The organism is Stenotrophomonas sp. YJH_SMC_101-4 (assembly GCF_059370395.1).
Genome location: NZ_JCAFTP010000002.1, coordinates 930,381 through 953,278 on the forward strand (window position 1 = coordinate 930,381; position 22,898 = coordinate 953,278).

Here is a 22,898-nt window from a genome sequence, read left to right on the forward strand (position 1 = left end):
GTCGGTTTGGAGTGCGGAAGTGCCGCCAACCGGGCGATTCAGGCATTTCCGTGTGACACTGGGGTGAACAGGATGAACGCGGGGCTGCGATGCGATGGCTTGAGACCCGTGTTCCTCCGCCTCTTGCGATGCTGTTGTGTGCCGCCATCGGTTATATGGGCAGCCGATGGCAGCCGGGCGGGGCGTTGCAGCTACCGATGCCTGAGTTGCTTGCGGGTCTGGTGATGGTCTTCGGCGTGGTCTTGAACCTGCTGCCGAAGCTGGCCTTCCGGCGCGTGGGCACCACGGTCAACCCCTTGCGGCCGGCGGCGTCGAGCGTGCTGGTCACGCACGGCGTGTACCGCTACACGCGCAACCCGATGTATCTGGGGCAGGCCACTGTCCTGGCAGGTGCCATGCTGTACCTGCAGAACCTGGCCGCACTGCTGGCTGTGCCGCTGTTCGTGCTGTACATCAACCGGTGGCAGATCGTACCGGAAGAGCGGGCACTGTCGGCCCGCTTTCCTGGGGCGTACGCAGCCTTCCGCCAGCGAGTACGACGCTGGCTGTAGCGCGGGTCAGGCCGTTACGGCGCGATCTGGCACTTCACGGCGGCGGAATAACCTTCGTAATCGTCACCGGCAATCACGTGCAGGGTGTGGCGCTTGTCGATGCGCTTCACGTACGAGGGCTCTTCGGTGTTGGCGTATTCGTTGACCGTGGTCACCGACCAGGTCTTGGCGAGGCGCTTCGGATCGACACCGTTCAAGTAGACGAAGACGCTCTTCTCGCCCTCGGCGACATTCACATCGGCATGGGTGACGGTACCGCCGAACAGGGCGACTGGCGTGGTTTCCGGCTCGAACGTACCGCCAGGCTTCCTGGCCAGGCCGGCTGCCTGCAGGGCATCGATGGCCTCGGCTTCGCTGAAGTTCGAACCTGCCTTGCAGGCCAGCAGGGCCTCCAGCGTTGCGGTGCCGGCGGGGGCGATGGCAGGCGGGGCTGCGTGGGTAGCCGAGCTCGCGGCCAGAGCGGTCATGACCACGGCGAACGCGGTGTTTCTGGTTCTCATTGCAGGTCCTTCTGTACGTGACGGAGCAGCGCGCCCGGCACCGGGCGCGGAACCGGATTATGGGCCTGCTGATGTTGCCTGCGTGTACAGATCGGATGCGCGACGAAGGCGCAGCGACCTTGCCGGGCCGCTGCGCCATGCCATCAGTTGCTGGCCGCCTTCACCGCTTCTGCGGCGTCGACAATGCCTGGCCCGCAACCCCCCGGGCAGTTTGCTGCCGCGATCGGGCGCGCAGTGCGACGCAGGATGTCCTTGACCTGGTCGGTGGTCTTGGGCACCGGCGCCACTGCCTGCATCAGCGCGACGATGCCGGCGACGTGCGGCGCCGCCATCGAGGTGCCGGACATGAAGTCGAAGGCGTTGTTGCCCACGGTGGACAGGATGCCCTGTGCCGGATGCTGGCGGGTCGGTGCGCAGTTGGTCTGGTTCGGCGGCGTGGCCAGCGGCAGGAACTCGCCGACGGACGCGCGGCAGGACCAGGTTTCACCACCGGGTGCGGTGATGTGGATGCCTGCGCCGTAGTTGGAGTAGAACGCACGACGACCGCCCTGATCGTTGGCGGCAACCGCAATCACGCCCTTGCAGTTCGCCGGAGCAAACTCGGACACATCCAGATTGCTGTTGCCGGCGGCGACCACCACGATCGTGCCCTGCGCGGTGATGTCGTCGATTGCATCCTGCTCGGCCGGCGAGCAGGCCCGGCGGCCGCCGAGGCTGAGATTGATGACTTCAGCCGGGTTGGCATTGGCCGGGACGTTGGGCACGTTGATACCCGCACTCCAGAGCATGCCGTCGATGATGTCGGCGGAACCGCCATTGCCCTGGTTGCCGAGTACGCGCACCGGCACGACCTTCGCGTTGTAGGCCACGCCGGCGACGCCGATCTGGTTGTTGGTCACCGCTGCGACCGTCCCAGCGACGTGGGTGCCGTGAGCGATGCCCGAGGCATCGAAGGCATCGGCGTCGCGTCCGTCGCCATCGTCGGAGCCACCACAGCCGGGATTCATTCCCCCGATGATGCATTGCCAATCACTGAACGGGCGGGTGGACGAGATCATGTCGTAACCTGGCAACAGGTTCGCCTGCAGGTCGTTGTTGTTCAGATACCCCGAATCGACCACAGCCACCACCACACCCTGGCCGGTGGAGCGGTCCCACGCGGCCGGCAGGCGCGCACCGCTGGTCGGATTGCTGTAGTGCCACTGCTCGCCGTAGCGCGGATCGTTCGGTGTGGCGAACGCGCTCATCATGTAGTTCGGCTGCACATACTCGACGTCCGGATCGTCGGCGATGCGCTGCATCAGGATCTGCGCTTCCGGAAGATCCAGTGCCTTGTCCGTGGTGACGACGTCGGCGCCACCGCCCATGCGGCGCTGGTGGGTCACGGCTGGGGCCGGCGCAGCGCCGATCGAGCGCTTGCTGCGTTGCTGGATGCCGAGGCGCTTCTTCAGCGCATCCTGTGCGGTGGTGGCCGAAACGCGCTTGCTGCTGCCGTCCCGGTACTTGACGATGAAACTGCTGTACTGCTCGTTGCTGGCCATGCCTCGCGTCCATACCCGTTCGGTGGGTTGGGCGAAGGCGGGGGCGCTGACCAGAACCAGGGTGATGGCGCTGGCAAGGGAAACCCGAAGCGACGTACGCATGGATACAGTTCCTTTGTGAAAGGTGTGTCGAACAGGCCGTGCCCTCGGGCGCGGCTTCATGTGAAGGGTGCGGGTGCTCCGTGGTCTCCTCTTGATGGCGACCAGGGGCGAACGGCTTCGCGGACACATCCCCCCCAATGGGAGGCTGGGAAAATTCTGAAGTGATTTAGTGATGTCGAAGGTGAGAGAAGATGCGTGGTGTCGACATTGCTTCACGGCATCGGATCGCGACTGCGCCTGGGCGGTGAACTCCGCGGCGAGGCGAGGCGGCCAATAAAAAAGCCCGGAAACCCACGTTGGTGGAATTTCCGGGCTTCTCCGGTCCTTGACGAACCGTTCGTTGGTGGAGGTGGGCGGAATTGAACCGCCGTCCGAAGGCACTCCATCCCCAGCACTACATGCTTAGCTCACCGTTGAATCTCATCCCCGAGCAGCACGGTGTGCAAAGCGCACCCGGGAACCAGCCTGTTGTGTTCTAGTGCCGGACTGACAGGCAGCCGCCCAGCGCGATTCCATGATAATGACTCTACGCTGCGAGCATGGACACAAGCAGTTTCGAGGCTCCGCCTAAGTCGGCAGAAGGTCACGCACCGCAGTTTTTAGGCTGCGAGAGCGACCGGAGCGTAGTTGTCGTCGTTGGCAACTAGAGTTTTGCAGCTGGATTTACGAGGAAAGCTACCCCCTCGGCATGCGCCAGGCGACTTCACAACCCCCGTCGAAACCAATGCACCCCCGGTTTCTTCAAGTGCTGCAAGGCTTTGGGGCCAATGCCGTCATAAACGCTGACACTGACCCTGCCCAACGAAACGGATCTTACGGCAATCTTCCTGAACAGTCACGCGCGGTCAGGGCCGACGCTGAAATCGTTCAGCCGCCGCTGCTGTCCAGAGGCAGGCAGCGGGGCAGAGGCCGGCATGACAGCCGGCCCCTGTTTTCCAACGTCGTGATGTCGCATCCCTGCTAGGGACGCCCCATTCCATTGCAGGCGTCCGGGTTGTTCAGTCCGGTCGAACTACTTGCAAGAGCGAATCGTGTCTGGATCGCCTCACGCCAACTCCTATCCAGTGGGTAGAACCAGTGCGCCCGTAATGTCGCGTCATTGGGCCCTTGATCCTGGCTGGAATCACCTGCGCTTCCGTAGTGATTGAAAAGGAATGAACGAATGGCGCTTGCAACACGTTTGTGGGCGGACTAACGGCACCGATCGTTGCGGGGATGCTCACATATTTGGGCGAGAACCCAATCACGCGGGCCACTTTCGTGGCATCGTCCGGGTTGACCATCAAGTCTGGGCCAGTGTATCCAATGCGGCCATTACCAGAATTGACGGTATCAAGCAGCGAGGTGTCTCCCGTTGCCACGGCAGGGAGAAAGTTTGAGGGCGCCGTGTTGTTTGAGAACAAGCCGGCGAAGCTCGTCTGGATCGAGAAGCCCGGCGCCGATCCACTCCAGTTGCTTTGCTGTTTGAGACTAGTCCCGAACAAATCAACCGACTTGCATGCCGCAGACAGAAAACGCGTGAGAACTTCAGTGCTACCGCTGCTCTCCGAGCGGTAAACCACAGTGATCGGGCCACTCTGGCCCGACGACAAACCCGATGATAGTTGAGACCAGTCCGCTATCTTGCCTGAGAAGACACCGCAGATATCGTTGATGGACAGGTCAAGCTTCGCGCCGGGCTTGTTGAAGGGGATCACGACTGGTACGAGCGCCGTGGGAATCTGGATGAGCGCTCCATATTTTTGGTTGGTTGTGGGTACGTTGTAGGCGTTGGTGTAGTCGGACAACTCGGTCGCCGTAAGAACGGAATCGCCTGCCGCAAAATGTACTGTGCCGATGTTCCCGAAGAGACTGGGATCATTGCTGAGAAACGCTTTCTTCCCTTTGCCGGAGCCCGTTACGGCGTAGCTGAAGCTGTTTGGAAGAATGCTGTCTGCTGATCCCTTGTAGAGATTTGCCGGTACCGAGGCGCCGCCGCCTTGCACTGGGGGCTGGGCGTAAGCCAAGTGGAACGGACTGGACAACGAGATAACGAGCAAAGCGGTCCTGATCGATTTCACGTTTACCTCTTGGCGGGCCGCTTTTGCAGAGGGGCGTCAAGGGAGGTTGCACAACGGTTGCTCGAACCCTCCAAGCCCCCCTATCCCTGAAGGACGATTCGATGTTCGATTGAATCAATGACATGCCGCTTAGAAATCCTGTGGAAGATCAAACGGTCATCCTTCTGTGAAGCCATCACGCTGAGAACCGGTGGCCATTGGAGGAGAAGGGCCAGTCCATGGATGGTGGTGCTGCTTTTCTTTTCCCTGCAACAGGCTTGGAGGCGGGTCCAAGGCATGCAGAGGGCGGCACTCTCGCCGCCAGACGCTGGAGAAGGACATGGAAGATGAGCGCCATAAGGCTCAGGTGGTCTCGATGGAGGCCTTCAAGGCAGCCCGGATGGGAAAGATCCCACCGGAGCTGCTGGATATGTATGACGAGCTGACGCGCGATCAGGATGCGTTGGCGCAGATCTCGATCATTCTAGTGGCGGCGCTGCGGAGACGATTGGGCCTGCCGGACCTGTAAGGTCCAAGGGGCCGCCGCGGCGGCCCCTTCAGGAACTGGCGCCGCTGGAAGCGGCATGATTCAGCTATGGCCAGGCATACGCCAGTGGCAGTTCATCGGCGACGCTGGACAGCACAAGCCCTGCTGACCCGGAGACAGGTCATAGTCCTCGCGCCGCCATCAGTCGCGTCTCATGCTCGTGTTCTTGAGTACGCAGATCGCTCTGTGCACGCGATTCAGAGGCCACCTCCAATCTGGAGAAACTGTCCTCGATCGGTGTATTCAACGCCGTCTGATAATCGAAACCCGCCCGCAGATGCGCCGGGGAGTCGAGTGCCCCCTGCACGACAAAAGCTTGGCCACGATTTCCGACCACAAGGTGATCCACCTGACTCAACCCAGCCCGCTGGGCTGCGATGGTTCCGGCCATCGCCAAACGCTCAACTGCCTGATCCGGCAATCCACCCTGGGTGCATGCCAGTCTTTCTGCCGCTTGGAAATTCTGCTTGTAGATGGCATTTGCCTCGTGGTCCGAATGGCGCGGATCGAGGGTGGCGGTGCGGCCAGCCGGTGAAAGGGGGGCCGGAGCCTGCTGCTGCGATTGAACCGGCGCATTGAGCAGCGTGCCGTCTGAGCGCGTGAGTTGCGCATTGATCGGGTGGACAGGCCCACGCGGGTCACCGTCCTGCGCCACACGCTGTAGATGCTTGCCGAACTGATCGGCATTACCCTGCAGGCTACGGGCTATCCCGATTGCGAACTCAAGACCATCGCGCTGCGGCTGGTCGCCATAGCCAGCGCGAGCGATACCTGCCAATGGATCGAGATGTCCGAGGGGGCGCTCGACCATCTTCTGGGTTCGCTGCATGAATTCCTGCATCTGCGCTTCGCTGAAGCTGACCGAGACTTTTTCACCGGGACGGATCTGTCCCGGGCCCTCGGTCGATCCAGTTAAAGCCAGGTTCAACCCGGTGGCGATGTTGCGCTCCTCAACGGCTTCGTTTCGGCCACCAACCACCTTGTCCATAAAGCCGGGGGTCGGCACATCCGTGTCGACAAGGAACTGATACCTGCGCGCATCCACGTCCTCGCGGAGCGTTTCTCCGTCACGGATGAAGGCGCGCACAATCGTCAGCTTCACGTTGTCGTCATAGCTCAATTGCTGGGTGACTGTGACCTTGCCGTCGGGAGCCGTGCTCTGGATCGCCGTGCCAGTATTGCGGCGCCCCGCGATATCGGCACTCACCAGGTCATTGACCAGTCCCACTTGCAGCCGCTGCTGGGAGCTGTAGTCCAACCGCTCCAGCTGAGCCACGTTGCTCACGCCCGGCGTCTGATCGGCCACCTGGCCTGTTGCGAGCATTCGGATGTAGGCCGCACGCGCATCCGGGTCGCGCAGGTCAAAGTCGGCGGTCTGCAGTTTGGACTGTCCAAGCGCATCCTGGCGACCGGCCATCACGCGCGCAATGCCTAGATCGACGCCCACGCCCTGCAGGGATTCGATCGCCTTGTTGGGCCCCGTAACGACCCGGACATGGTGTTCGTCCAAACGGCTGATCGCGACACCGACCCCCTCCGCTTCAGTGAGCTGGTTCACCGTTGCGATGTGGCGGAACGCAACTTTCAACTCACTCTGCTGGAATTGCTGGCTATCCAGCAACACCCGGCCACCAATCGGCAGCGTGGTAGGGTTGAAGGGGTTCACTCTGGCAGCTTGCTCAGCCGTTGCAGGAGTGGATTTTCCGGTTTCAGATGCGGTGGTGTCAGGCAGGGAGACGCGATAGCGCACACGGGCACCCACCTGCGATCCGGCTTCAAGCTCGATACCAGCCAGACGCTCTTTGCCTTTGACTTCGGCGCGTGCGCCAACTGCAACCGACGCCTCAAGGCTGAACTGGGTGATGCGTTCGCGCTCGATACGGTTCTCGCCTGCCGTACCCGTTACCTCTGTCACCTTCTTCAACGTGGCGCCTGCAAGAGCCACCTCTGCCTGAGTCTTCTCGATACTACGTCCGGCAACCTTTACCGCGCCGTCTGCGGTCCGGGTAATCGAAGCGCGGTCACCCGGCAGTTTTGCACTGTGCTCAGTGCTAGAGCCGGAGTAGGTGGGGTCAATCGAATCGTCAGGATTGGAGGCCGTCGCAGTCATGCGAACTTCCTATGAAGAGGCGAGCCAGCCCAGAGTATAGACACCCTTCGGTTGATGGGGGGCGGGACGGTTGGCCGTTCTGCCTGACCCCAGCAGCAAAATATTGGGGTTGATAGCATCCAGACTCTCGATCTGCAGCCAATGGAAGGACGCCATGTCGCTTGAAGTCGCCGTAACCGATGATCCCAGCGACGAGGCGCTGGACCTAATTGGCAGTGGCCTGGACCAGTTCAATCTGAACGCAGCGGGTTACGCCGATCGGCGCACACTCGCGGTGCTGGTCACCGATCCGGCCAGCGGCGAGGTGGTGGGGGGGCTTACCGGGCGAACTTCACTGGGCCTGTGGTTCGTGGATCTGTTCCATCTGCCAGCGGCCTATCGCGGCAACGGGCTGGGATCGCGCGTGCTGAAGGCCGCAGAGGATGAAGCACGGCGTCGTGGTTGCCGTTCCGGCGTGCTGTACACCCTCAGCTTCCAGGCGCCCGACTTCTATGTGAAGCATGGATGGGTCGTGTTCGGCCGGGTGCCATGCGATCCGGTCGGCACATGCAGGGTGTTCCTCAGCAAGGATCTGTCGGCGGGGTGAGTGCTGCGGGCGAGTCGCGCGTCCTGTCAATCCGCAACTTGTTGTAGAGCGTCTGTCATAGCGGATTGCTAACTTCGTGGGCACGAATTTGCGACACACTGGCGACGACCATCCAGGCCAGGACAGACACGGAGACGGTGGGTGACCGATGCAAGCCAACAACGCAGCCTGCGGCAGCTGATCGGACCGGTCGGTGCCGATTACCAGCGACGCGCGTTGCCGCCGGGCTGGGTATGGGCGGTGCTGGCGGTGCTGCTGGCGGCCACCTGGGTGACCGAGTTGCCGGCCACGGCCGCTGCGGCACTGGTCGCCAGCGCGGTGGTGGTGCACTGGTCGCAGCGTGGTCGCATCCATTGGCTGGGGTGGCGCCTGCCTGGCCTGGCGGTGCTGGCGGCCTTGTTGTGGGGGCCGGAAGTGCTGTCGCAGTGGTTCGAGCACGGGTTGGCCGTGGTGCTGATGTCGCTGGCCAGCCTGAGCATTGGTGTGCACGTGTGGCAGTCGCGACAGATGGCCCGCCGGCTGCAGGGTGCGGCCGACGCGCTGGACGATGCGCAGCTGCTGGCGCTGCTGCCGGCTGATGCCGCACAGCTGGCCCAGCAGTGGCGCTCGGGCGATGATCGTTACGCGCCGGAGCTGGCAGTGGTGATGCATCTGGCGGTGATGCACGCGGCACTGGCGCCGCGGGTGCGCAGGCAGGGCATGCTGGCGGGGTGACCAGCGTCTTGTAGAGCCGAGCCTGCGCTCGGCTGCTCTTCTTGCCGAAGCCGAGCGTGGCTCGGCTTTACAGACAGCCAAAGCAGTCGAGCATGGCTCGACTCTACAGGGTGATGCGCAACCGCCTTACGCGTCGCGGTTGCCGCGACGCATGACACGCTGCTTCTCGATCGCCCAGTCGCGGTCCTTGGCGGCATCGCGCTTGTCGTGGGTCTGCTTGCCCTTGGCCAGCGCGACTTCGAGCTTGATCTTGTTCTTGCTCCAGTACATCGCGGTGGGCACGATCGTGTAGCCATCGCGCTCGACCTTGCCAACCAGCTTGTCGATCTCGCTCCGGTGCAGCAGCAGCTTGCGATCGCGCCGGTCGTTGGCCACGACATGGGTCGAGGCCTGGATCAACGGCGTGATCTGCGCGCCGATCAGGAAGATCTCACCATCCTTCACGTAGGCGTAGGCGTCGACGATGTTGCCGCGGCCAGCACGGATCGATTTCACCTCCCAGCCCTGGAGGGCCAGGCCGGCTTCGAAGCGATCTTCGATGTGGTACTCGTGGCGGGCACGCTTGTTCAACGCGATGGTTTTGTTGGCCGTCGCGCTCTTTGCTTTATCCTTGCCGCTGTTCTTGCTCATTTCCGTATTGTCTCCGATTCGGGCCCGCCCGGTCGATTGCCGAAACGTCCTGTATTCATGCCTACTATCCGCCGCAGCGCCCTGGTCGAACATTCGGCCGCGCGCATGTTCGACCTGGTCAATGATGTCCAGGCCTATCCGCGCCGTTTCCGCTGGTGTTCGGCTGCCCAGATCCTGGAGCAGGGCGAGGACCGACTGGTAGCGCGCCTGGATCTGGGCCTGGGCTCGTTCAGCACCTGGTTCCAGACTGAAAACACCCTGCAGCGCCCGCACAGCATCGACATGCAGCTGCGCGATGGTCCGTTCAAGCAGCTGCATGGCCGCTGGGAGTTCCATGCGCTGGCCGAAGATGCCTGCAAAGTCACCCTGACCCTGGACTTCGAGCCCAGTTCGCGCCTGCTGGGGCCGGCGCTGGCGTTGGGCTTCCAGAGCCTGGCCGACCGCATGGTCAACGACTTCATCCGCGTTGCCGACGAGGCCTGAGCAATGATCGAGGTCGAGGTGGTGCTGGCCTGGCCGCAGCGGGTGCTCTCGCGCCGGTTGCAGCTGGACGAGGGCGCGACCGTGGCCGAGGCCATTGCCGCTGCTGCGCTGGAAGGCAGTGCAGGCTGCCCGGCGGCGGCCGTGCATGGGGTACTGGCGCGCCCGCAGCAGGTACTGCTGGATGGCGACCGCATCGAGCTGCTACGCCCGTTGCAGGCCGACCCCAAGGACAACCGCCGGCGTCGCGCGCTCGGCGGTTGATTCCTGCCGCCCGTCCGTGCGGACGGGCAGGGGGCGTCAGCGACCCTTCTTCTTCTTGTCCTTCGGCAGATTGCGGCCGAACTGGCGCACGGTCTGCTGGGCCAGGGCCTTGTCGTTACCCGGGAAGTAATCGCCTTCCCAGCGGGTCACGTTGTCATTGTCGAAGAACACGGTGAAGTTCTTCACCTCGGTGCGGCCCAGGCGGTTCACGCGCTGGCTGGAGGTGTAGTCCCAGCGCTGGGCGTGGAACGGGTCCGGAATGGACGGGGTGCCCAGCAGCGCAGTGACCTGCTGCTTGCTCTGCCCGACCTGCAGCTTGGCCACGGCATCTTCCCGGATCAGGTTGCCCTGATAGATGGGTTGCTTGTAGATGATGCCGCACCCGGTGGTGGACAGGGCGACGGCGGCGACCAACAGGAGATTGCGCATCGGGACTGGCGGTTGGGGAAATCAAACCGATGATACACTCCCGGCGTGCCACCGCGACCCAATCCGAGGCAGCTGGCGCTAAATCGCCAATGAACGGAGACCTATGGAAACCCACGACCTGCGAAAAGTCGGCCTGAAGGTGACCCATCCACGGATGCGGATCCTGGCGCTGCTTGAACAGCGCAATGCCCAGCACCACATGACCGCCGAAGATATCTACCGCCAGCTGCTCGAGCATGGCGACGAGATCGGCTTGGCGACGGTCTACCGGGTGTTGACCCAGTTCGAGGCCGCCGGCCTCGTGCTCAAGCACAATTTCGAAGGCGGCCAGGCCGTCTACGAGCTGGACCGTGGCGGCCACCATGACCATATGGTCGACGTGGACAGCGGCAAGATCATCGAGTTCGAGAGCCACGAGATCGAGGAACTGCAGCGCAAGATCGCTGCCGACCACGGCTACGAGCTGGAAGAGCACTCGCTGGTGCTGTACGTGCGCAAAAAGCGCAAGTAAGCCGTTCCTGCCAGCTGGATGCGACCAAACCCCGGGCTTGCCCGGGGTTTTTCGTTGCTTACGGTAGATCCACGCGATGCGTGGATGGCCCCATGAGCACCTCAAGATCGACCGCCTCGGCCATGGCCCGGTTGCCCGCATCGCCCGGGTGCAGGTGGTCACCGGAGTCGTAGGCGGCCGCCATCTGTGACGGATCGGCTGGGTCCCGCAGCGCGGCGTCCAGGTCGATCACCGCGTCAAAAGGGCTGTCCGTGCGCAGCCACGCATTGAGCTGCCGGCGCAGGACATCCTTGTCCGGGTGGTAGTAGTCATCCAGCGGCGTGTCGGGCAGGGCGCCGGCGAACGGTGCCAGGGTGGCGCCTACGATCCGGATACCTCGGCCTCGGGCCTGCTCGGCCAGGGCGCGATACCCCGCCTGTAGTTCCGCCAGCGCGGGCCGGGCCTGGTTGCGGGCGAACGCGGTGCCAGGCCAGCTGATGTCGTTGATGCCGATCAGCACGATCACACTGGCCACGCCGGGCTGATCCAGTGCATCGCGCTGCAAGCGGGCCAGAACCGACTCACCCATGCCGTCGCGCAGCAGCCGCCCCCCGGATATACCGGCGTTGACCACGGCGATGCCCCGCGGTGCCAGACGCGCGGCCAGGTGGTCGGTCCAGCGCTGGTCCTGGTCGAGGCTGGCGGTGGCGCCGTCGGTGATCGAGTCGCCGATCACCACCACGCTACGTGCGCGGGCGGCGGCCTCGACCTCGATGCCGGCCAGGAACAGGCGGGCAGTGGTGCTGCTGGCCGCGCTCAGAGCCTGGGCCCGGCTCTGGTCGCCGGGCGCAGTCCAACTGGTCTGGCGGCCTTCCCAATGGAACGTCTGCACCGGCGTCGGCCCGGGCACGAAGATACTGACCTGCAGCGCCTGCCGGTCATCCGTGGCCAGTGACAGCGGATCGCTCAGCCGTTCCTGTCCGGGGCCGATCAGCACCCCGGGCTGGCCGTCGAAACTGAGCGGCTGCGGGGTGGCTCCCGCACGTGCGGCCACGCTGGCCGCCCCGATCCGCAGCGGCTGGGTGCCGTAGGCATTGCTCAGCCGCACCCGCAGCCGGGGCCCGCCCAGGCTGATGCGCGCGGTCTGGCGGAAGGTCTGGTCATGCAACGTGGCCGGGACCAGGGTCGGGAACAGAAAATCCGCGCCCCAGACCGGTTGCGGGCTGGCCTGCCAGCTGGCAACCCAGTGCGGGGCGGATGCGGCACTGGCGACGCCGGACAGGGCGAGCAGGGTGGTGGCGGTAAGGTGGCTCAGGCGGTTCATCGGGCGGTCCCGGGTGGAGGGAACACCATGGTGATTCCGTGGTTATCTGTGAACTAGACTGCGCATGGATAATCATCTGTGAACTGGATTCATTGCCATGGCGCGACCAGACATCAACCGATCCGGCGAGCTGGAAGTGTTCGTGCGGGTGATCGAGACCGGTGGCTTCTCCGCCGCCGCCCGCACCCTGGACATGACGCCCTCGGCGGTGAGCAAGCTGGTGGCCCGGCTGGAACAGCGGCTGGGCACGCGCCTGCTGCAACGCTCCACCCGCCAGCTACAGCTGACCCCGGAAGGCTGCGCGTTCTATGAACGTGGCCTGCGCGTGCTGGCCGACCTGGAGGAGGCCGAACGCTGCGCCAGCGCACATGCCGAGCCGCGCGGACGGCTGCGGGTCAATTCCAACGTGCCGTTTGGCCAGCACTTCCTGTTGCCGCTGCTGCCGGCGTTCCTGGAGCGCAACCCGCAGGTGGGCGTGGACCTGACCCTCAACGACGAGGTGATCGACCTGCTGGAGCAGCGCACCGATGTGGCGGTGCGGGCCGGGCCGCTGAAGAGCTCCAGCCTGGTGGCGCGGCGGCTGGGCGCGACGCGGATGATGATCGTGGCCGCGCCGGCCTACGCGCAGCGGCATGGGCTGCCGCGCGACGCTGAGGAGCTGCAGTCGCACAATCGGCTGGACATCGGCCATGCTCGGGCGATGCAGGGCTGGCCATTGCTGCAGGACGGACGCGAGCGGATGGTGCTGCCCAGTGGCAATGCCCGCGCCAGCAACGGTGATGCACTGCGGCAGCTGGTGCTGGGTGGTCTGGGCATGGCACGGCTGGCAGCGTTCCAGGTGCAGGCCGACATCGCTGCCGGACGCCTGCTGCCGGTGCTGGAGGAAGCCAATCCCGGTGACCTGGAAGAGGTGCACGCGGTGTTCCTGGGGCAGGGCGGCTACCTGCCGCTGCGGGTGCGCGCGTTCCTGGATTACCTGGTGGAAACGGTGGACCTGGCACGGCCCTTGGGGTGAGAGCGCCGGCGGACAGAAGCCGAGCATGGGCTCGGCTCTACATGTCGGTTTCGTTCGGGACGTTCCTGTAGAGCCGAGCCCATGCTCGGCCCGGTCGGCGTTACACCTGCAGCAGCTTGCGTGCGGCGGCGCGCGCTTCCTTGCTCACTTCCACGCCGCCGAGCATGCGTGCCAGCTCTTCCTCGCGCGCCTTGCTGTCCAGCTTTTCCACTGCGCTCTGGGTCATGCCTTCCACTGGCGCCTTGCTGACCCGGTAATGCGCGTGGCCCTTGGAGGCGACCTGTGGCAGGTGGGTCACGCACAGCACCTGGCGCTTCTCGCCGAGGGCACGCAGCTTCTGGCCGACAATGTCGGCCACGGCGCCGCCGATGCCGGAGTCGACCTCGTCGAACACCATGGTCGGCACCGCATCCAGGTCCAGCGCGGCGACTTCGATGGCCAGCGAGATACGCGACAGTTCACCGCCCGAGGCGACCTTGCGCAGGGCGCGCGGCGGTTGGCCGGCATTGGCCGCGACCAGGAACTCCACGCGCTCGGCACCCTGCGGATCGGGCTTGCCGGCATCCTGCGGCTCCAGCTCGATCAGGAACTGGCCACCGCCCATGCCGAGCTCGGCGATGATGCCGGTGGTGGTGGCCGACAGTTCGGCAGCAGCGCTGCGACGGCTGGCGGTCAGCACTTCAGCCTGCACACGCCAGTCGGCGGCGGCCTTGTCGATCTCGCCGGCCAGGCGCTGCAGGCGTTCGTCGGCGCCGCGCAGCTGCTCCACTTCGGCGTGCATGCGCTCGCGCTGCGCGCCCAGCTCGTCCATCGGCACGCGGTGCTTGCGGGCCAGGTCGTGCAGGCGGCCGAGACGGCGCTCGTTCTCTTCGAACTGCTCCGGGTCGGCATCGAGGTCATCGTGCACCCGGTCCAGCAGCGACAGGGCTTCGTGCAGCTGGATCGAGGCGTTCTCGATCAGGCCGTCCACCTCGCCCAGGCGCGGGTCGTGTTCGATCAGGCGCGACAGCTCGTGGCGCACCTGCTGCAGCAGGTCCAGCGCGGAGCTGCCGTCATCGCCGTTGAGCTGGTTGCTGGCGGCCTGGCAGGCGCTCAGCAGGGCGCTGGCGTGGGCCTGGCGGCGATGGCTGGCACCGAGCGCCACGATCGACTCCGGCTCCAGGTCTTCGCGGTCCAGTTCGCGCAGCTGGTGCTCCAGGAAGCCGATCCGGTCACTCACGTCGCCCTGTTGCGACAGCGCCAGCGATTCATCGACCAGTGCCTGCCATGCGGCCGCGGCGCGGCGCACCTGGCGGCGCTCGTTCTCGTTGCCGGCATAGGCATCCAGCAGGGCCAGCTGCGACGGGCGCGCCAGCAGGGCCTGCTGTTCGTGCTGGCCGTGGATCTCCACCAGCAACGAGGCCAGGTCGCCCAGCTGGGCCAGGGTCACCGGGCGGCCATTGATCCACGCCCGCGAACCGCCGTCGGCACGGATCACGCGGCGCAGCTGGCATTGTTCTTCGTCGTCCAGCTCGTTGTCGGCCAGCCACTGGCGCGCGGCCTGCAGCTGGTCCAGCGCGAACTCGGCCGAAAGCTCGGCGCGCGCGGCGCCGTGGCGGACCACGCCGCTGTCGGCGCGCAGGCCGGACAGGAAGCCCAGCGCGTCGACCATCAGCGACTTGCCGGCGCCGGTCTCGCCTGAAACGACGGTCATGCCTGGCCCGAACTCCAGTTCGGTGGCGCGGACGACGGCAAAATCCTTGATCGAAAGATGTCTGAGCATGGGTAAGGGGGTATCAGCAGCCGCGCAACGCTAGCACGTGGGCGAGGGAGGTCCAATGACTTGCCAAGGTGATGCGCCGCCATTATCTAGTGTCCGTGTCTCACAGGTTGATTCCATGCACGGTTCTCCCGACCAGCTTGCCCCGCGTGCGCGCCATCTGCTGCGCACGCTGATCGCGCGTTACATCCAGGACGGTGAGCCGGTCGGCTCGCAGACGTTGGCGCGCGTGGCCGGCCTGGAGGTCAGCCCGGCCACCATCCGCAACATCCTCGGCGACCTGGAGGACCTGGGGCTGCTGGCCTCGCCGCACACCTCGGCCGGGCGCGTCCCGACCGCACACGGCTACCGGGTGTTCGTCGACAGCCTGCTGCAGATGCAGCCGCCGGGCGAGGGCGAGCTGGCCCGGTTGCGTCAGGAACTGGCTGGCGGCGGCAGCACCCAGGCCCTGCTCGGCAGCGCCTCGGAGCTGCTGTCGGCCATGAGCCACTTCGTCGGCGTGGTCAGCGCGCCGCGGCGCGAGCAGTTCGCCTTCCGCCAGATCGATTTCGTGGCGCTGGACGGGCGCCGCGTACTGGCGATCCTGGTGTTCGCCGACAACGAGGTGCAGAACCGGGTCATCGAGACCCGGCAGGAGTTCGCGCCAGGCCAGCTGGAGCAGGTCGCCAACTACCTCAACGCCCATTTCGCCGGCCTGCCGATGGCCGAGATCCGCACCCGCCTGCTGCTGGAGTTGCGCGACGCCCGCTCCGAGCTGGAACAGCTGCTGGCGCACAGCATCGAGCTGGCCGAGCAGGCCCTGCAGCCAGCGGCCGACGACATGCTGGTGGCCGGCCAGACCCGCCTGATGGGGGTGCAGGACCTGTCCGACCTGGAGCGCCTGCGTGAACTGTTCGAGCTGTTCTCCAGCAAGCGCGAGATCCTGCAGCTGCTGGAGCGGACCATCCAGGCGCCGGGCGTGCGCATCTTCATCGGCGAGGAGACGGGGATGATGCCGCTGCAGGGCGTCTCGCTGGTCACCGCCCCGTACACCGCCAACGGCCAGGTGCTGGGCGTGCTGGGGGTGATCGGCCCCAAGCGGATGGCCTACGACCGCATGATCCCGCTGGTGCAGGCCACCGCCGATGTGCTCGGCGCGGCCTTTTCACCCGCCGGGCGCACTCCCGGAACATCCGACGCTTGAAACGCAGCATCCCGCCCACACTAGGGTGGGTGGAGGCGGAGAGTGACCGCCAGGGACCCAGACATGAACCACGAACAGCCAGATATCGAATCCCAGCAGAGTGCCGCTGATGCGGCTGCCGCCGCCGGCGTCAACGACGAAGTGGAGCGCCTGCGCGCCGAAGTCGAGCAGATCAAGGCCGATGCGCTGCGTGAGCGCGCCGACCTGGAGAACCAGCGCAAGCGCGTGGCCCGTGACATCGAGCAGGCCCGCAAGTTCGCCAACGAGAAGCTGCTCGGCGAGCTGCTGCCGGTGTTCGACAGCCTGGATGCCGGCCTGAAGGCCGCCGGCGACGACCCGCACCCGCTGCGCGAAGGCCTGGAGCTGACCTACAAGCAGCTGCTGAAGGTTGCCGCCGACAACGGTCTGGTCCTGCTGGACCCGACTGGCCAGCCGTTCAACCCGGAACACCACCAGGCCATCAGCCAGGTGCCGGCCCCGGGCGCCGCCCCGGGCAGCGTGGTGACCGTGTTCCAGAAGGGCTACCTGCTGAACGAGCGCCTGCTGCGGCCGGCGCTGGTGGTGGTGGCCGCCGATTGATTGACTGGGCCGGGTGATGCCCGGCCCCGGTCGAGCCAGGCCATGCCTGGCAAGGTTTTCCAGGCGCTGAACACAGCGTTCGGGAGATGGCTTGAATGTTCCACGAGCCTCCCCCACATCGTATTCATCCACCGGCCGAACGGCCGGACTGACCCCAACAAGCATCCTCAGGAGTCTCCCCCATGGGCAAGATCATTGGTATCGACCTCGGCACCACCAACTCGTGCGTGGCGATCATGGACGGCGGCAAGGCCCGCGTCATCGAGAATTCGGAAGGCGATCGCACCACCCCGTCGATCGTCGCCTACACCAAGGACGGCGAAGTCCTGGTCGGCGCCTCGGCCAAGCGCCAGGCCGTGACCAACCCGAAGAACACCTTCTACGCGGTGAAGCGCCTGATCGGCCGCAAGTTCACCGACGCCGAAGTGCAGAAGGACATCGCGCACGTCCCCTACAGCATCCTCGCCCATGACAATGGCGATGCCTGGGTGGCCACCAGCGACGGCAAGAAGATGGCGCCGCAGGAAATCTCGGCCAAGGTGCTGGAAAAGATGAAGAAGACCGCCGAGGACTTCCTCGGTGAGAAGGTCACCGAAGCGGTCATCACCGTGCCGGCCTACTTCAACGACAGCCAGCGCCAGGCGACCAAGGACGCCGGCCGCATCGCCGGTCTGGACGTCAAGCGCATCATCAACGAGCCGACCGCGGCCGCGCTGGCCTATGGCCTGGACAAGGGCGACAACAAGGATCGCAAGATCGTGGTGTACGACCTGGGCGGCGGCACCTTCGACGTCTCGGTGATCGAGATCGCCAACGTCGACGGCGAAAAGCAGTTCGAAGTGCTGGCCACCAACGGCGACACCTTCCTGGGCGGCGAAGACTTCGACAACCGCGTCATCGAGTACCTGGTTGAAGAGTTCAACAAGGACCAGGGCATCGACCTGCGCAAGGATCCGCTGGCCCTGCAGCGCCTGAAGGACGCTGCCGAGCGCGCCAAGATCGAGCTGTCCAGCGCCCAGCAGACCGAAGTGAACCTGCCGTACGTCACCGCTGACGCGTCGGGTCCGAAGCACCTGAACATCAAGCTGACCCGCGCCAAGCTGGAAGCGCTGGTGGACGACCTGATCAAGAAGTCGATCGAGCCGTGCCGCGTCGCCCTGAACGATGCCGGCCTGCGTTCGAGCGACATCAGCGAAGTGATCCTGGTCGGCGGCCAGACCCGCATGCCGAAGGTGCAGCAGGCGGTGACCGAGTTCTTCGGCAAGGAACCGCGCAAGGACGTCAACCCCGACGAGGCCGTGGCACTGGGTGCGGCGATCCAGGGCGGCGTGCTGGGTGGCGACGTCAAGGACGTGCTGCTGCTGGACGTGACCCCGCTGTCGCTGGGCATCGAAACCATGGGTGGCGTGTTCACCAAGATCATCGAGAAGAACACCACCATCCCGACCAAGGCCTCGCAGGTGTTCTCCACCGCCGAGGACAACCAGTCGGCCGTGACCGTGCACGTGCTGCAGGGTGAGCGCGAACAGGCCCGCTTCAACAAGTCGCTGGCCAAGTTCGACCTGTCCGGCATCGAGCCGGCCCCGCGCGGCCTGCCGCAGGTGGAAGTGTCCTTCGACATCGACGCCAACGGCATCCTGCACGTGTCGGCCAAGGACAAGAAGACCAACAAGGAACAGAAGGTCGAGATCAAGGCCGGTTCGGGCCTGTCCGAGGAAGAGATCGCACGCATGGTCGCCGACGCGGAAGCCAACCGCGAAGAAGACAAGAAGTTCCAGGAACTGGTGCAGGCCCGCAACCAGGCCGACGCCCTGATCCACGGCACCCGCAGCGCGATCACCGAGCACGGCAGCAAGGTCGGTGGCGAAGTGATCGGCAAGGTCGAGGCGGCCCTGGCCGATCTGGAAACCGCGATGAAGGGTGACGACAAGGCACAGATCGAAGCCAAGTCGAAGGCGCTGGAAGAAGCTGGCCAGTCGCTGTTCGCTGCCGCTTCGGCCGACCAGGGCGGTGCTGCGCCGGGTGCCGACGCCGGCAACGCAGGCAAGGCGCAGGATGACGTGGTCGACGCCGAGTTCACCGAAGTCAAGGACGACAAGAAGTCCTGATCCGGACCGACACGGGACGCTGGCCATCAGCGTCCCGTTGTCGCATCAGGGTCCTGACCGCCCACCGGCGTGTCGGGGCGCCCGACGCAAGAGCGGACCTGGTTCCGCTCTTCCGCTTTGACGAATCCCGACTTTCCGGAACCCGATTCACGATATGAGCAAGCGCGATTACTACGAAGTGCTGGGCGTTGCCCGCACCGCCACCGACGACGAGCTGAAGAAGGCTTACCGCCGCTGCGCGATGAAGTTCCACCCGGACCGCAACCCGGGCGATACGGCGGCCGAAGCCTCCTTCAAGGAGTGCAAGGAAGCCTACGAAGTACTGTCCGACGGCAACAAGCGCCGCATGTATGACAGCCACGGCCACGCGGCGTTCGAGCACGGCATGGGCGGCGGTGGTCCGGGCGGCCCGGACATGAACGATATCTTCGGTGATATCTTCGGCAACATCTTTGGTGGCGGCGGTGGTCCGCGCCAGGCCCGTCGCGGCGCCGACATCGGCTACGTGATGGAGCTGGACCTGGAAGAAGCCGTGCGCGGCGTCGAGCGCCGCATCGAGATTCCGACCCTGGCCGAGTGCGGCGACTGCGATGGCAGTGGCTCCGAAGACGGCAAGGTCGAGACCTGCAACGTCTGCCATGGCCGTGGCCAGGTGCGCATCCAGCGCGGCATCTTCGCCATGCAGCAGGCCTGCCACAACTGCGGCGGCCGTGGCCAGATCATCGCCAAGCCCTGCAAGACCTGCCATGGCAACGGCCGTGTCGAGGAAGACAAGGTGCTGTCGGTGAAGGTGCCGGCCGGCGCCGACACCGGCGACCGCATCCGCCTGCAGGGCGAGGGCGAAGCCGGTCCGGCCGGTACGCCGCCGGGTGATCTGTACGTGGAAGTGCGCGTGCGCGAGCATGCGATCTTCCAGCGCGATGGCGACGACCTGCACTGCGAAGTGCCGATCCGCATCTCGCAGGCCGCACTGGGCGACACCGTGCGCGTGGCCACGCTGGGCGGCGAGGCGGAGATCCGCATCCCGGCCGAGACCCAGACCGGCAAGCTGTTCCGCCTGCGTGGCAAGGGCGTACGTTCGGTGCGCAGCCGCAGCGAGGGCGACCTGTACTGCCGTGTGGTGGTGGAGACCCCGGTCAACCTCACCAACGAGCAGCGCAAGCTGCTGGAGCAGTTCGAAGCCACCTTCGTCGGCGAGGAAGCGCGCAAGCATTCGCCGAAGTCGGCCACCTTCATCGATGGCGTGAAGGGCTTCTGGGACCGGATGACGTCCTGAGTTTTCAACACAAGCGTTGAACGCTAGCGCCGGGCCATGCCCGGCGTTTTCGTTTGCGGTCAGCGGAAAAACGCCGCGGGTGTCTGCCCCAGCTGCCGCTTGAACATGCTGGTGAACGCGCTTGGGCTGTCGTAACCCATCGCCAGCGCGACATCGATGACCTTGTCGCCGACCGCCAGCCGTTCCATCGCGGCCAGCAGCCGCGCCTGTTGTCGCCACTGGCCGAACGTCATGCCCAGTTCGCTGGCGAAATGGCGCTGGATGGTTTTCACGTCCACCTGCAGCGCCTGCGCCCAATCCTGCAGCGTGGCGTCGTCGCCGGGATGCTTCTGGATGTGCTGGCAGATCCGCTGCAGGCGCGGGTCGGTGGGGGAGGGCAGGTGCAGCGGCAGCACGTCCATGCGGTGCAGCTCGTCCAGCAGCAGGCGCACCAGGCGGCCGTCGCGGCTGTCGTCCACATGCGCGGTCTCGATCAGGCTGGCGGCCAGCAGCAGCTCGCGCAGCAGCGGTGCTACCTGTACTGCGAACGCCTCGTCCGGCAGCTGCGGCGCGAAGTCCGGCTCCACGTACAGGCTGCGCATGTGTACTTCGGCGACGCAGTCCACCGCATGGGCCATGCCGGCCGGGACCCAGATCGCGCGGGTCGAGGGCACCACCCAGCGGCCGCCGTCCGCACGCACCACCATCAGTCCGGACATGGCGAACACCAGCTGGTGACGGCGGTGCCGGTGGGGCGCGATGTGGGTGCCGGGCTTGTAGTGGCGGGCGCGGCAGGTCACTGGGCGGTGCACCGGAACCTCGTTCCACGGCGCAGTCTCGCGGACCGGGCAGGGGGTGTCCTTTTTGCGATATGCCATGACCCGAACGCGGCAGAAGGGAGGGGGAGGTCACCGTAGCATGCGTGGCTCGCCCCCAAACTGACTGTGTCCATGTCGACCCTGGCTTCTCCCGCAACGACCTCACGCCCGGTGGCCCCCGGCGTGCTGGCCGCCATTTCCACCTCGCATGTCGTCAACGACATGATGCAGTCGCTGATCCTGGCCATCTATCCGGTGATCAAGGGCGGCTTCAACCTGAGCTTCACCCAGATCGGCCTGATCACGCTGACCTACCAGCTCACCGCCTCGATCTTCCAGCCCTTGATCGGCATGGCCACCGACCGCCGCCCGGCGCCGTACTCGCTGCCGATCGGCATGGCCTCGACCCTGTGCGGCATGCTGCTGCTCGGTTTCGCACCGAACTATGCGGTGGTGCTGATGGCGGCGGCGATGGTCGGCATTGGTTCGGCCATCTTCCATCCGGAAGCCTCGCGCATCGCGCGGCTGGCCTCGGGCGGTCGCCATGGTTTTGCACAGTCGGTGTTCCAGGTCGGCGGCAACTTCGGTACCGCGCTGGGCCCGCTGATTGCCGCGGCGGTGATCGTGCCGTATGGCCAGCATGCCGCATCGTGGTTTGCCGGCGCCGCCCTGATCGGCATCGCATTGCTGACCTATGTGGGCCGCTGGTATGCACTGCACCTGGGCACACCGCGTCCGGCCAGTACCGCGTCGATGGCCCCGCGGCATCCGTCGCGCACCGTGGCCAAGGTGCTGGCGATCCTGCTGGTGCTGATCTTCAGCAAATACTTCTACATGGCCAGCATCGGCAGCTACTTCACCTTCTACCTGATCCACCACTTCGGCATTCCGGTGGCACAGGCGCAGCTGCATCTGTTCGCGTTCCTGGTGGCATCCGCCGCCGGTGGCTTCCTCGGCGGCCCGCTGGGTGATCGCATCGGCCGCAAGCCGATCATCTGGACCTCGATCTTCGGCGTGGCCCCGTTCGCGTTGATGCTGCCGCATGCGGATCTGTTCTGGACCACGGTACTGGCCGTGCTGATCGGTTTCGTGTTGTCGTCAGCGTTCTCGGCGATCGTGGTGTATGCGCAGGAGATGATGCCGCACCGCATCGGCATGGTGTCCGGCCTGTTCTTCGGCTTCGCCTTCGGCATGGGCGGACTGGGTGCTGCCGTGCTCGGCCTGCTGGCGGACAAGACCAGCATTGAGTACGTCTACCAGCTGACCGCGTTCCTGCCGCTACTCGGCATCGTGGCGGCGTGGCTGCCGCCATCTCGGCCTGCTGCTCACTGAGGGGGTTTGGTTTGCAGGGCTTGCAGCCCTGCACCCGCCGAAGCAACGTCAACGTCAACAGCAGAAGCTGGCTATCCGTGGGTTGGCGGGGTGGGTCCGGTTGAGGGGGACGCTGCAAGTACGTCCATGTAAGCTCGGTCGCCGCATCCATGCGGCTTACGCCCCCTCAACCGGACCCACCCCGCCTTCGACAGTTGGCCGCGATCTGTTGGAGCAGCACTCTGCTCTGGTGGGTGTCGACCTTGGTCGACACATCTGTCAGATATCGAATGAATTCATCCACGCATGGCATGGATCTACCGTGTCGACCAAGGTCGACACCCACCAACAGCCGCAGTTACCAACAGCCGCATGAATCTGTCGAAGGCGGGGCGGTGTGGGTGGGCAGGACCGTTGGCGCCATGGATGGCGCCATCGAGCCCTCATGGATGGGTTTACGGCGTGTCCTGACCACCCACACCGCCCCGCCAACTCACGGAATGCCGCTCTGGCTTTTGCCGTTGCCGTTGCCGTTGCCGTTGTATAGAGCAGGTGCAGGGCTG

Annotated in this window: 22 protein-coding genes and 1 other RNA gene; 13 read left to right on the forward strand and 10 right to left on the reverse strand. The window is 65.2% G+C overall.

Translation table 11 applies throughout. From position 1 onward, the window contains the following. Positions 1-89: 89 nt before the first annotated feature. Complete coding sequence (locus tag AC5P8D_RS10630; RefSeq protein WP_049434929.1) at positions 90-551, forward strand: methyltransferase family protein; 462 nt, start codon at positions 90-92, stop codon at positions 549-551. A 14-nt stretch (positions 552-565) separates the two neighbouring features. Here the strand turns inward: AC5P8D_RS10630 and AC5P8D_RS10635 are convergent, their stop codons facing one another. The 4 genes from AC5P8D_RS10635 to AC5P8D_RS10650 form a co-directional block, all read right to left on the reverse strand. After that, positions 566-1,051 carry a hypothetical protein gene (locus AC5P8D_RS10635; protein ID WP_010484437.1) on the reverse strand — a complete coding sequence of 162 codons (486 nt, stop codon included), beginning with the start codon at positions 1,049-1,051 and terminating at the stop codon, positions 566-568. A 143-nt stretch (positions 1,052-1,194) separates the two neighbouring features. Then, positions 1,195-2,694: a S8 family serine peptidase gene (locus AC5P8D_RS10640; protein WP_227200222.1), complete on the reverse strand. Its 1,500-nt coding sequence runs from the start codon at positions 2,692-2,694 to the stop codon at positions 1,195-1,197. Between the two features lie 341 nt (positions 2,695-3,035). Next, positions 3,036-3,428, reverse strand: a transfer-messenger RNA (tmRNA) gene (gene ssrA, locus AC5P8D_RS10645). Positions 3,429-3,692: 264 nt separating this feature from the next. Next, positions 3,693-4,754, reverse strand: coding sequence for a substrate-binding domain-containing protein (locus AC5P8D_RS10650; RefSeq protein ID WP_495203299.1), 1,062 nt, complete (start codon positions 4,752-4,754; stop codon positions 3,693-3,695). A 319-nt stretch (positions 4,755-5,073) separates the two neighbouring features. On the opposite strand from AC5P8D_RS10650, the gene AC5P8D_RS10655 reads away from it, so the two are divergent. Beyond that, the gene (locus tag AC5P8D_RS10655) at positions 5,074-5,262 is read left to right on the forward strand and encodes a hypothetical protein (protein WP_049454717.1); all 189 of its coding nucleotides are present in this window, start codon (positions 5,074-5,076) and stop codon (positions 5,260-5,262) included. 139 nt (positions 5,263-5,401) lie between these two features. Here AC5P8D_RS10655 and AC5P8D_RS10660 read toward each other — a convergent pair whose 3' ends face one another. Continuing rightward, a complete protein-coding gene (locus tag AC5P8D_RS10660) occupies positions 5,402-7,390 on the reverse strand; it encodes an XVIPCD domain-containing protein (RefSeq protein ID WP_049454719.1) in 1,989 nt (662 codons plus the stop codon). Positions 7,391-7,544: 154 nt separating this feature from the next. Between AC5P8D_RS10660 and AC5P8D_RS10665 the strand changes: the two genes are divergently transcribed. After that, positions 7,545-7,976 (forward strand): GNAT family N-acetyltransferase, encoded by a 432-nt coding sequence (locus tag AC5P8D_RS10665; protein ID WP_043399309.1) that lies wholly within the window; start codon positions 7,545-7,547, stop codon positions 7,974-7,976. A gap of 141 nt (positions 7,977-8,117) precedes the next feature. Then, positions 8,118-8,690 (forward strand): hypothetical protein, encoded by a 573-nt coding sequence (locus AC5P8D_RS10670; protein WP_010484444.1) that lies wholly within the window; start codon positions 8,118-8,120, stop codon positions 8,688-8,690. Positions 8,691-8,816: 126 nt separating this feature from the next. Here the strand turns inward: AC5P8D_RS10670 and smpB are convergent, their stop codons facing one another. After that, a complete protein-coding gene (gene smpB, locus AC5P8D_RS10675; RefSeq protein ID WP_010484447.1) occupies positions 8,817-9,320 on the reverse strand; it encodes an SsrA-binding protein SmpB in 504 nt (167 codons plus the stop codon). A 57-nt stretch (positions 9,321-9,377) separates the two neighbouring features. On the opposite strand from smpB, the gene AC5P8D_RS10680 reads away from it, so the two are divergent. Next, complete coding sequence (locus tag AC5P8D_RS10680; RefSeq protein WP_010484449.1) at positions 9,378-9,803, forward strand: type II toxin-antitoxin system RatA family toxin; 426 nt, start codon at positions 9,378-9,380, stop codon at positions 9,801-9,803. Positions 9,804-9,806: 3 nt separating this feature from the next. Further along, entirely contained in the window at positions 9,807-10,064 is a 258-nt protein-coding gene (locus AC5P8D_RS10685; RefSeq protein ID WP_010484451.1) for an RnfH family protein, read from the forward strand. Between the two features lie 36 nt (positions 10,065-10,100). Here the strand turns inward: AC5P8D_RS10685 and AC5P8D_RS10690 are convergent, their stop codons facing one another. After that, positions 10,101-10,493 (reverse strand): outer membrane protein assembly factor BamE, encoded by a 393-nt coding sequence (locus AC5P8D_RS10690; RefSeq protein ID WP_010484453.1) that lies wholly within the window; start codon positions 10,491-10,493, stop codon positions 10,101-10,103. 103 nt (positions 10,494-10,596) lie between these two features. Between AC5P8D_RS10690 and fur the strand changes: the two genes are divergently transcribed. Then, entirely contained in the window at positions 10,597-11,004 is a 408-nt protein-coding gene (fur, locus tag AC5P8D_RS10695; protein ID WP_005409235.1) for a ferric iron uptake transcriptional regulator, read from the forward strand. Between the two features lie 58 nt (positions 11,005-11,062). On the opposite strand, the gene AC5P8D_RS10700 is transcribed toward fur, so the two are convergent. After that, positions 11,063-12,307, reverse strand: a complete 1,245-nt coding sequence (locus AC5P8D_RS10700) for an SGNH/GDSL hydrolase family protein (RefSeq protein ID WP_100448347.1) — start codon at positions 12,305-12,307, stop codon at positions 11,063-11,065. Positions 12,308-12,404: 97 nt separating this feature from the next. Between AC5P8D_RS10700 and AC5P8D_RS10705 the strand changes: the two genes are divergently transcribed. Next, positions 12,405-13,322 (forward strand): LysR family transcriptional regulator, encoded by a 918-nt coding sequence (locus AC5P8D_RS10705; RefSeq protein WP_010484459.1) that lies wholly within the window; start codon positions 12,405-12,407, stop codon positions 13,320-13,322. Positions 13,323-13,422: 100 nt separating this feature from the next. Here the strand turns inward: AC5P8D_RS10705 and recN are convergent, their stop codons facing one another. Then, a complete protein-coding gene (gene recN / locus AC5P8D_RS10710) occupies positions 13,423-15,084 on the reverse strand; it encodes a DNA repair protein RecN (protein WP_495203300.1) in 1,662 nt (553 codons plus the stop codon). 115 nt (positions 15,085-15,199) lie between these two features. Between recN and hrcA the strand changes: the two genes are divergently transcribed. The 4 genes from hrcA to dnaJ all read left to right on the forward strand — a co-directional run bounded on the left by hrcA (position 15,200) and on the right by dnaJ (position 20,227). Further along, entirely contained in the window at positions 15,200-16,264 is a 1,065-nt protein-coding gene (hrcA, locus tag AC5P8D_RS10715; RefSeq protein WP_010484463.1) for a heat-inducible transcriptional repressor HrcA, read from the forward strand. Positions 16,265-16,327: 63 nt separating this feature from the next. After that, on the forward strand, positions 16,328-16,843 hold the full coding sequence (gene grpE / locus AC5P8D_RS10720; protein WP_010484465.1) for a nucleotide exchange factor GrpE: 516 nt from the start codon (positions 16,328-16,330) through the stop codon (positions 16,841-16,843). Positions 16,844-17,025: 182 nt separating this feature from the next. Continuing rightward, positions 17,026-18,951 carry a molecular chaperone DnaK gene (gene dnaK / locus AC5P8D_RS10725; RefSeq protein WP_010484469.1) on the forward strand — a complete coding sequence of 642 codons (1,926 nt, stop codon included), beginning with the start codon at positions 17,026-17,028 and terminating at the stop codon, positions 18,949-18,951. A 154-nt stretch (positions 18,952-19,105) separates the two neighbouring features. Next, on the forward strand, positions 19,106-20,227 hold the full coding sequence (gene dnaJ / locus AC5P8D_RS10730; RefSeq protein WP_495203301.1) for a molecular chaperone DnaJ: 1,122 nt from the start codon (positions 19,106-19,108) through the stop codon (positions 20,225-20,227). Positions 20,228-20,286: 59 nt separating this feature from the next. Here the strand turns inward: dnaJ and AC5P8D_RS10735 are convergent, their stop codons facing one another. Beyond that, positions 20,287-21,084: an AraC family transcriptional regulator gene (locus tag AC5P8D_RS10735; protein ID WP_495203302.1), complete on the reverse strand. Its 798-nt coding sequence runs from the start codon at positions 21,082-21,084 to the stop codon at positions 20,287-20,289. 72 nt (positions 21,085-21,156) lie between these two features. On the opposite strand from AC5P8D_RS10735, the gene AC5P8D_RS10740 reads away from it, so the two are divergent. Further along, positions 21,157-22,356: an MFS transporter gene (locus AC5P8D_RS10740; RefSeq protein ID WP_057503775.1), complete on the forward strand. Its 1,200-nt coding sequence runs from the start codon at positions 21,157-21,159 to the stop codon at positions 22,354-22,356. Positions 22,357-22,898: the final 542 nt, after the last annotated feature.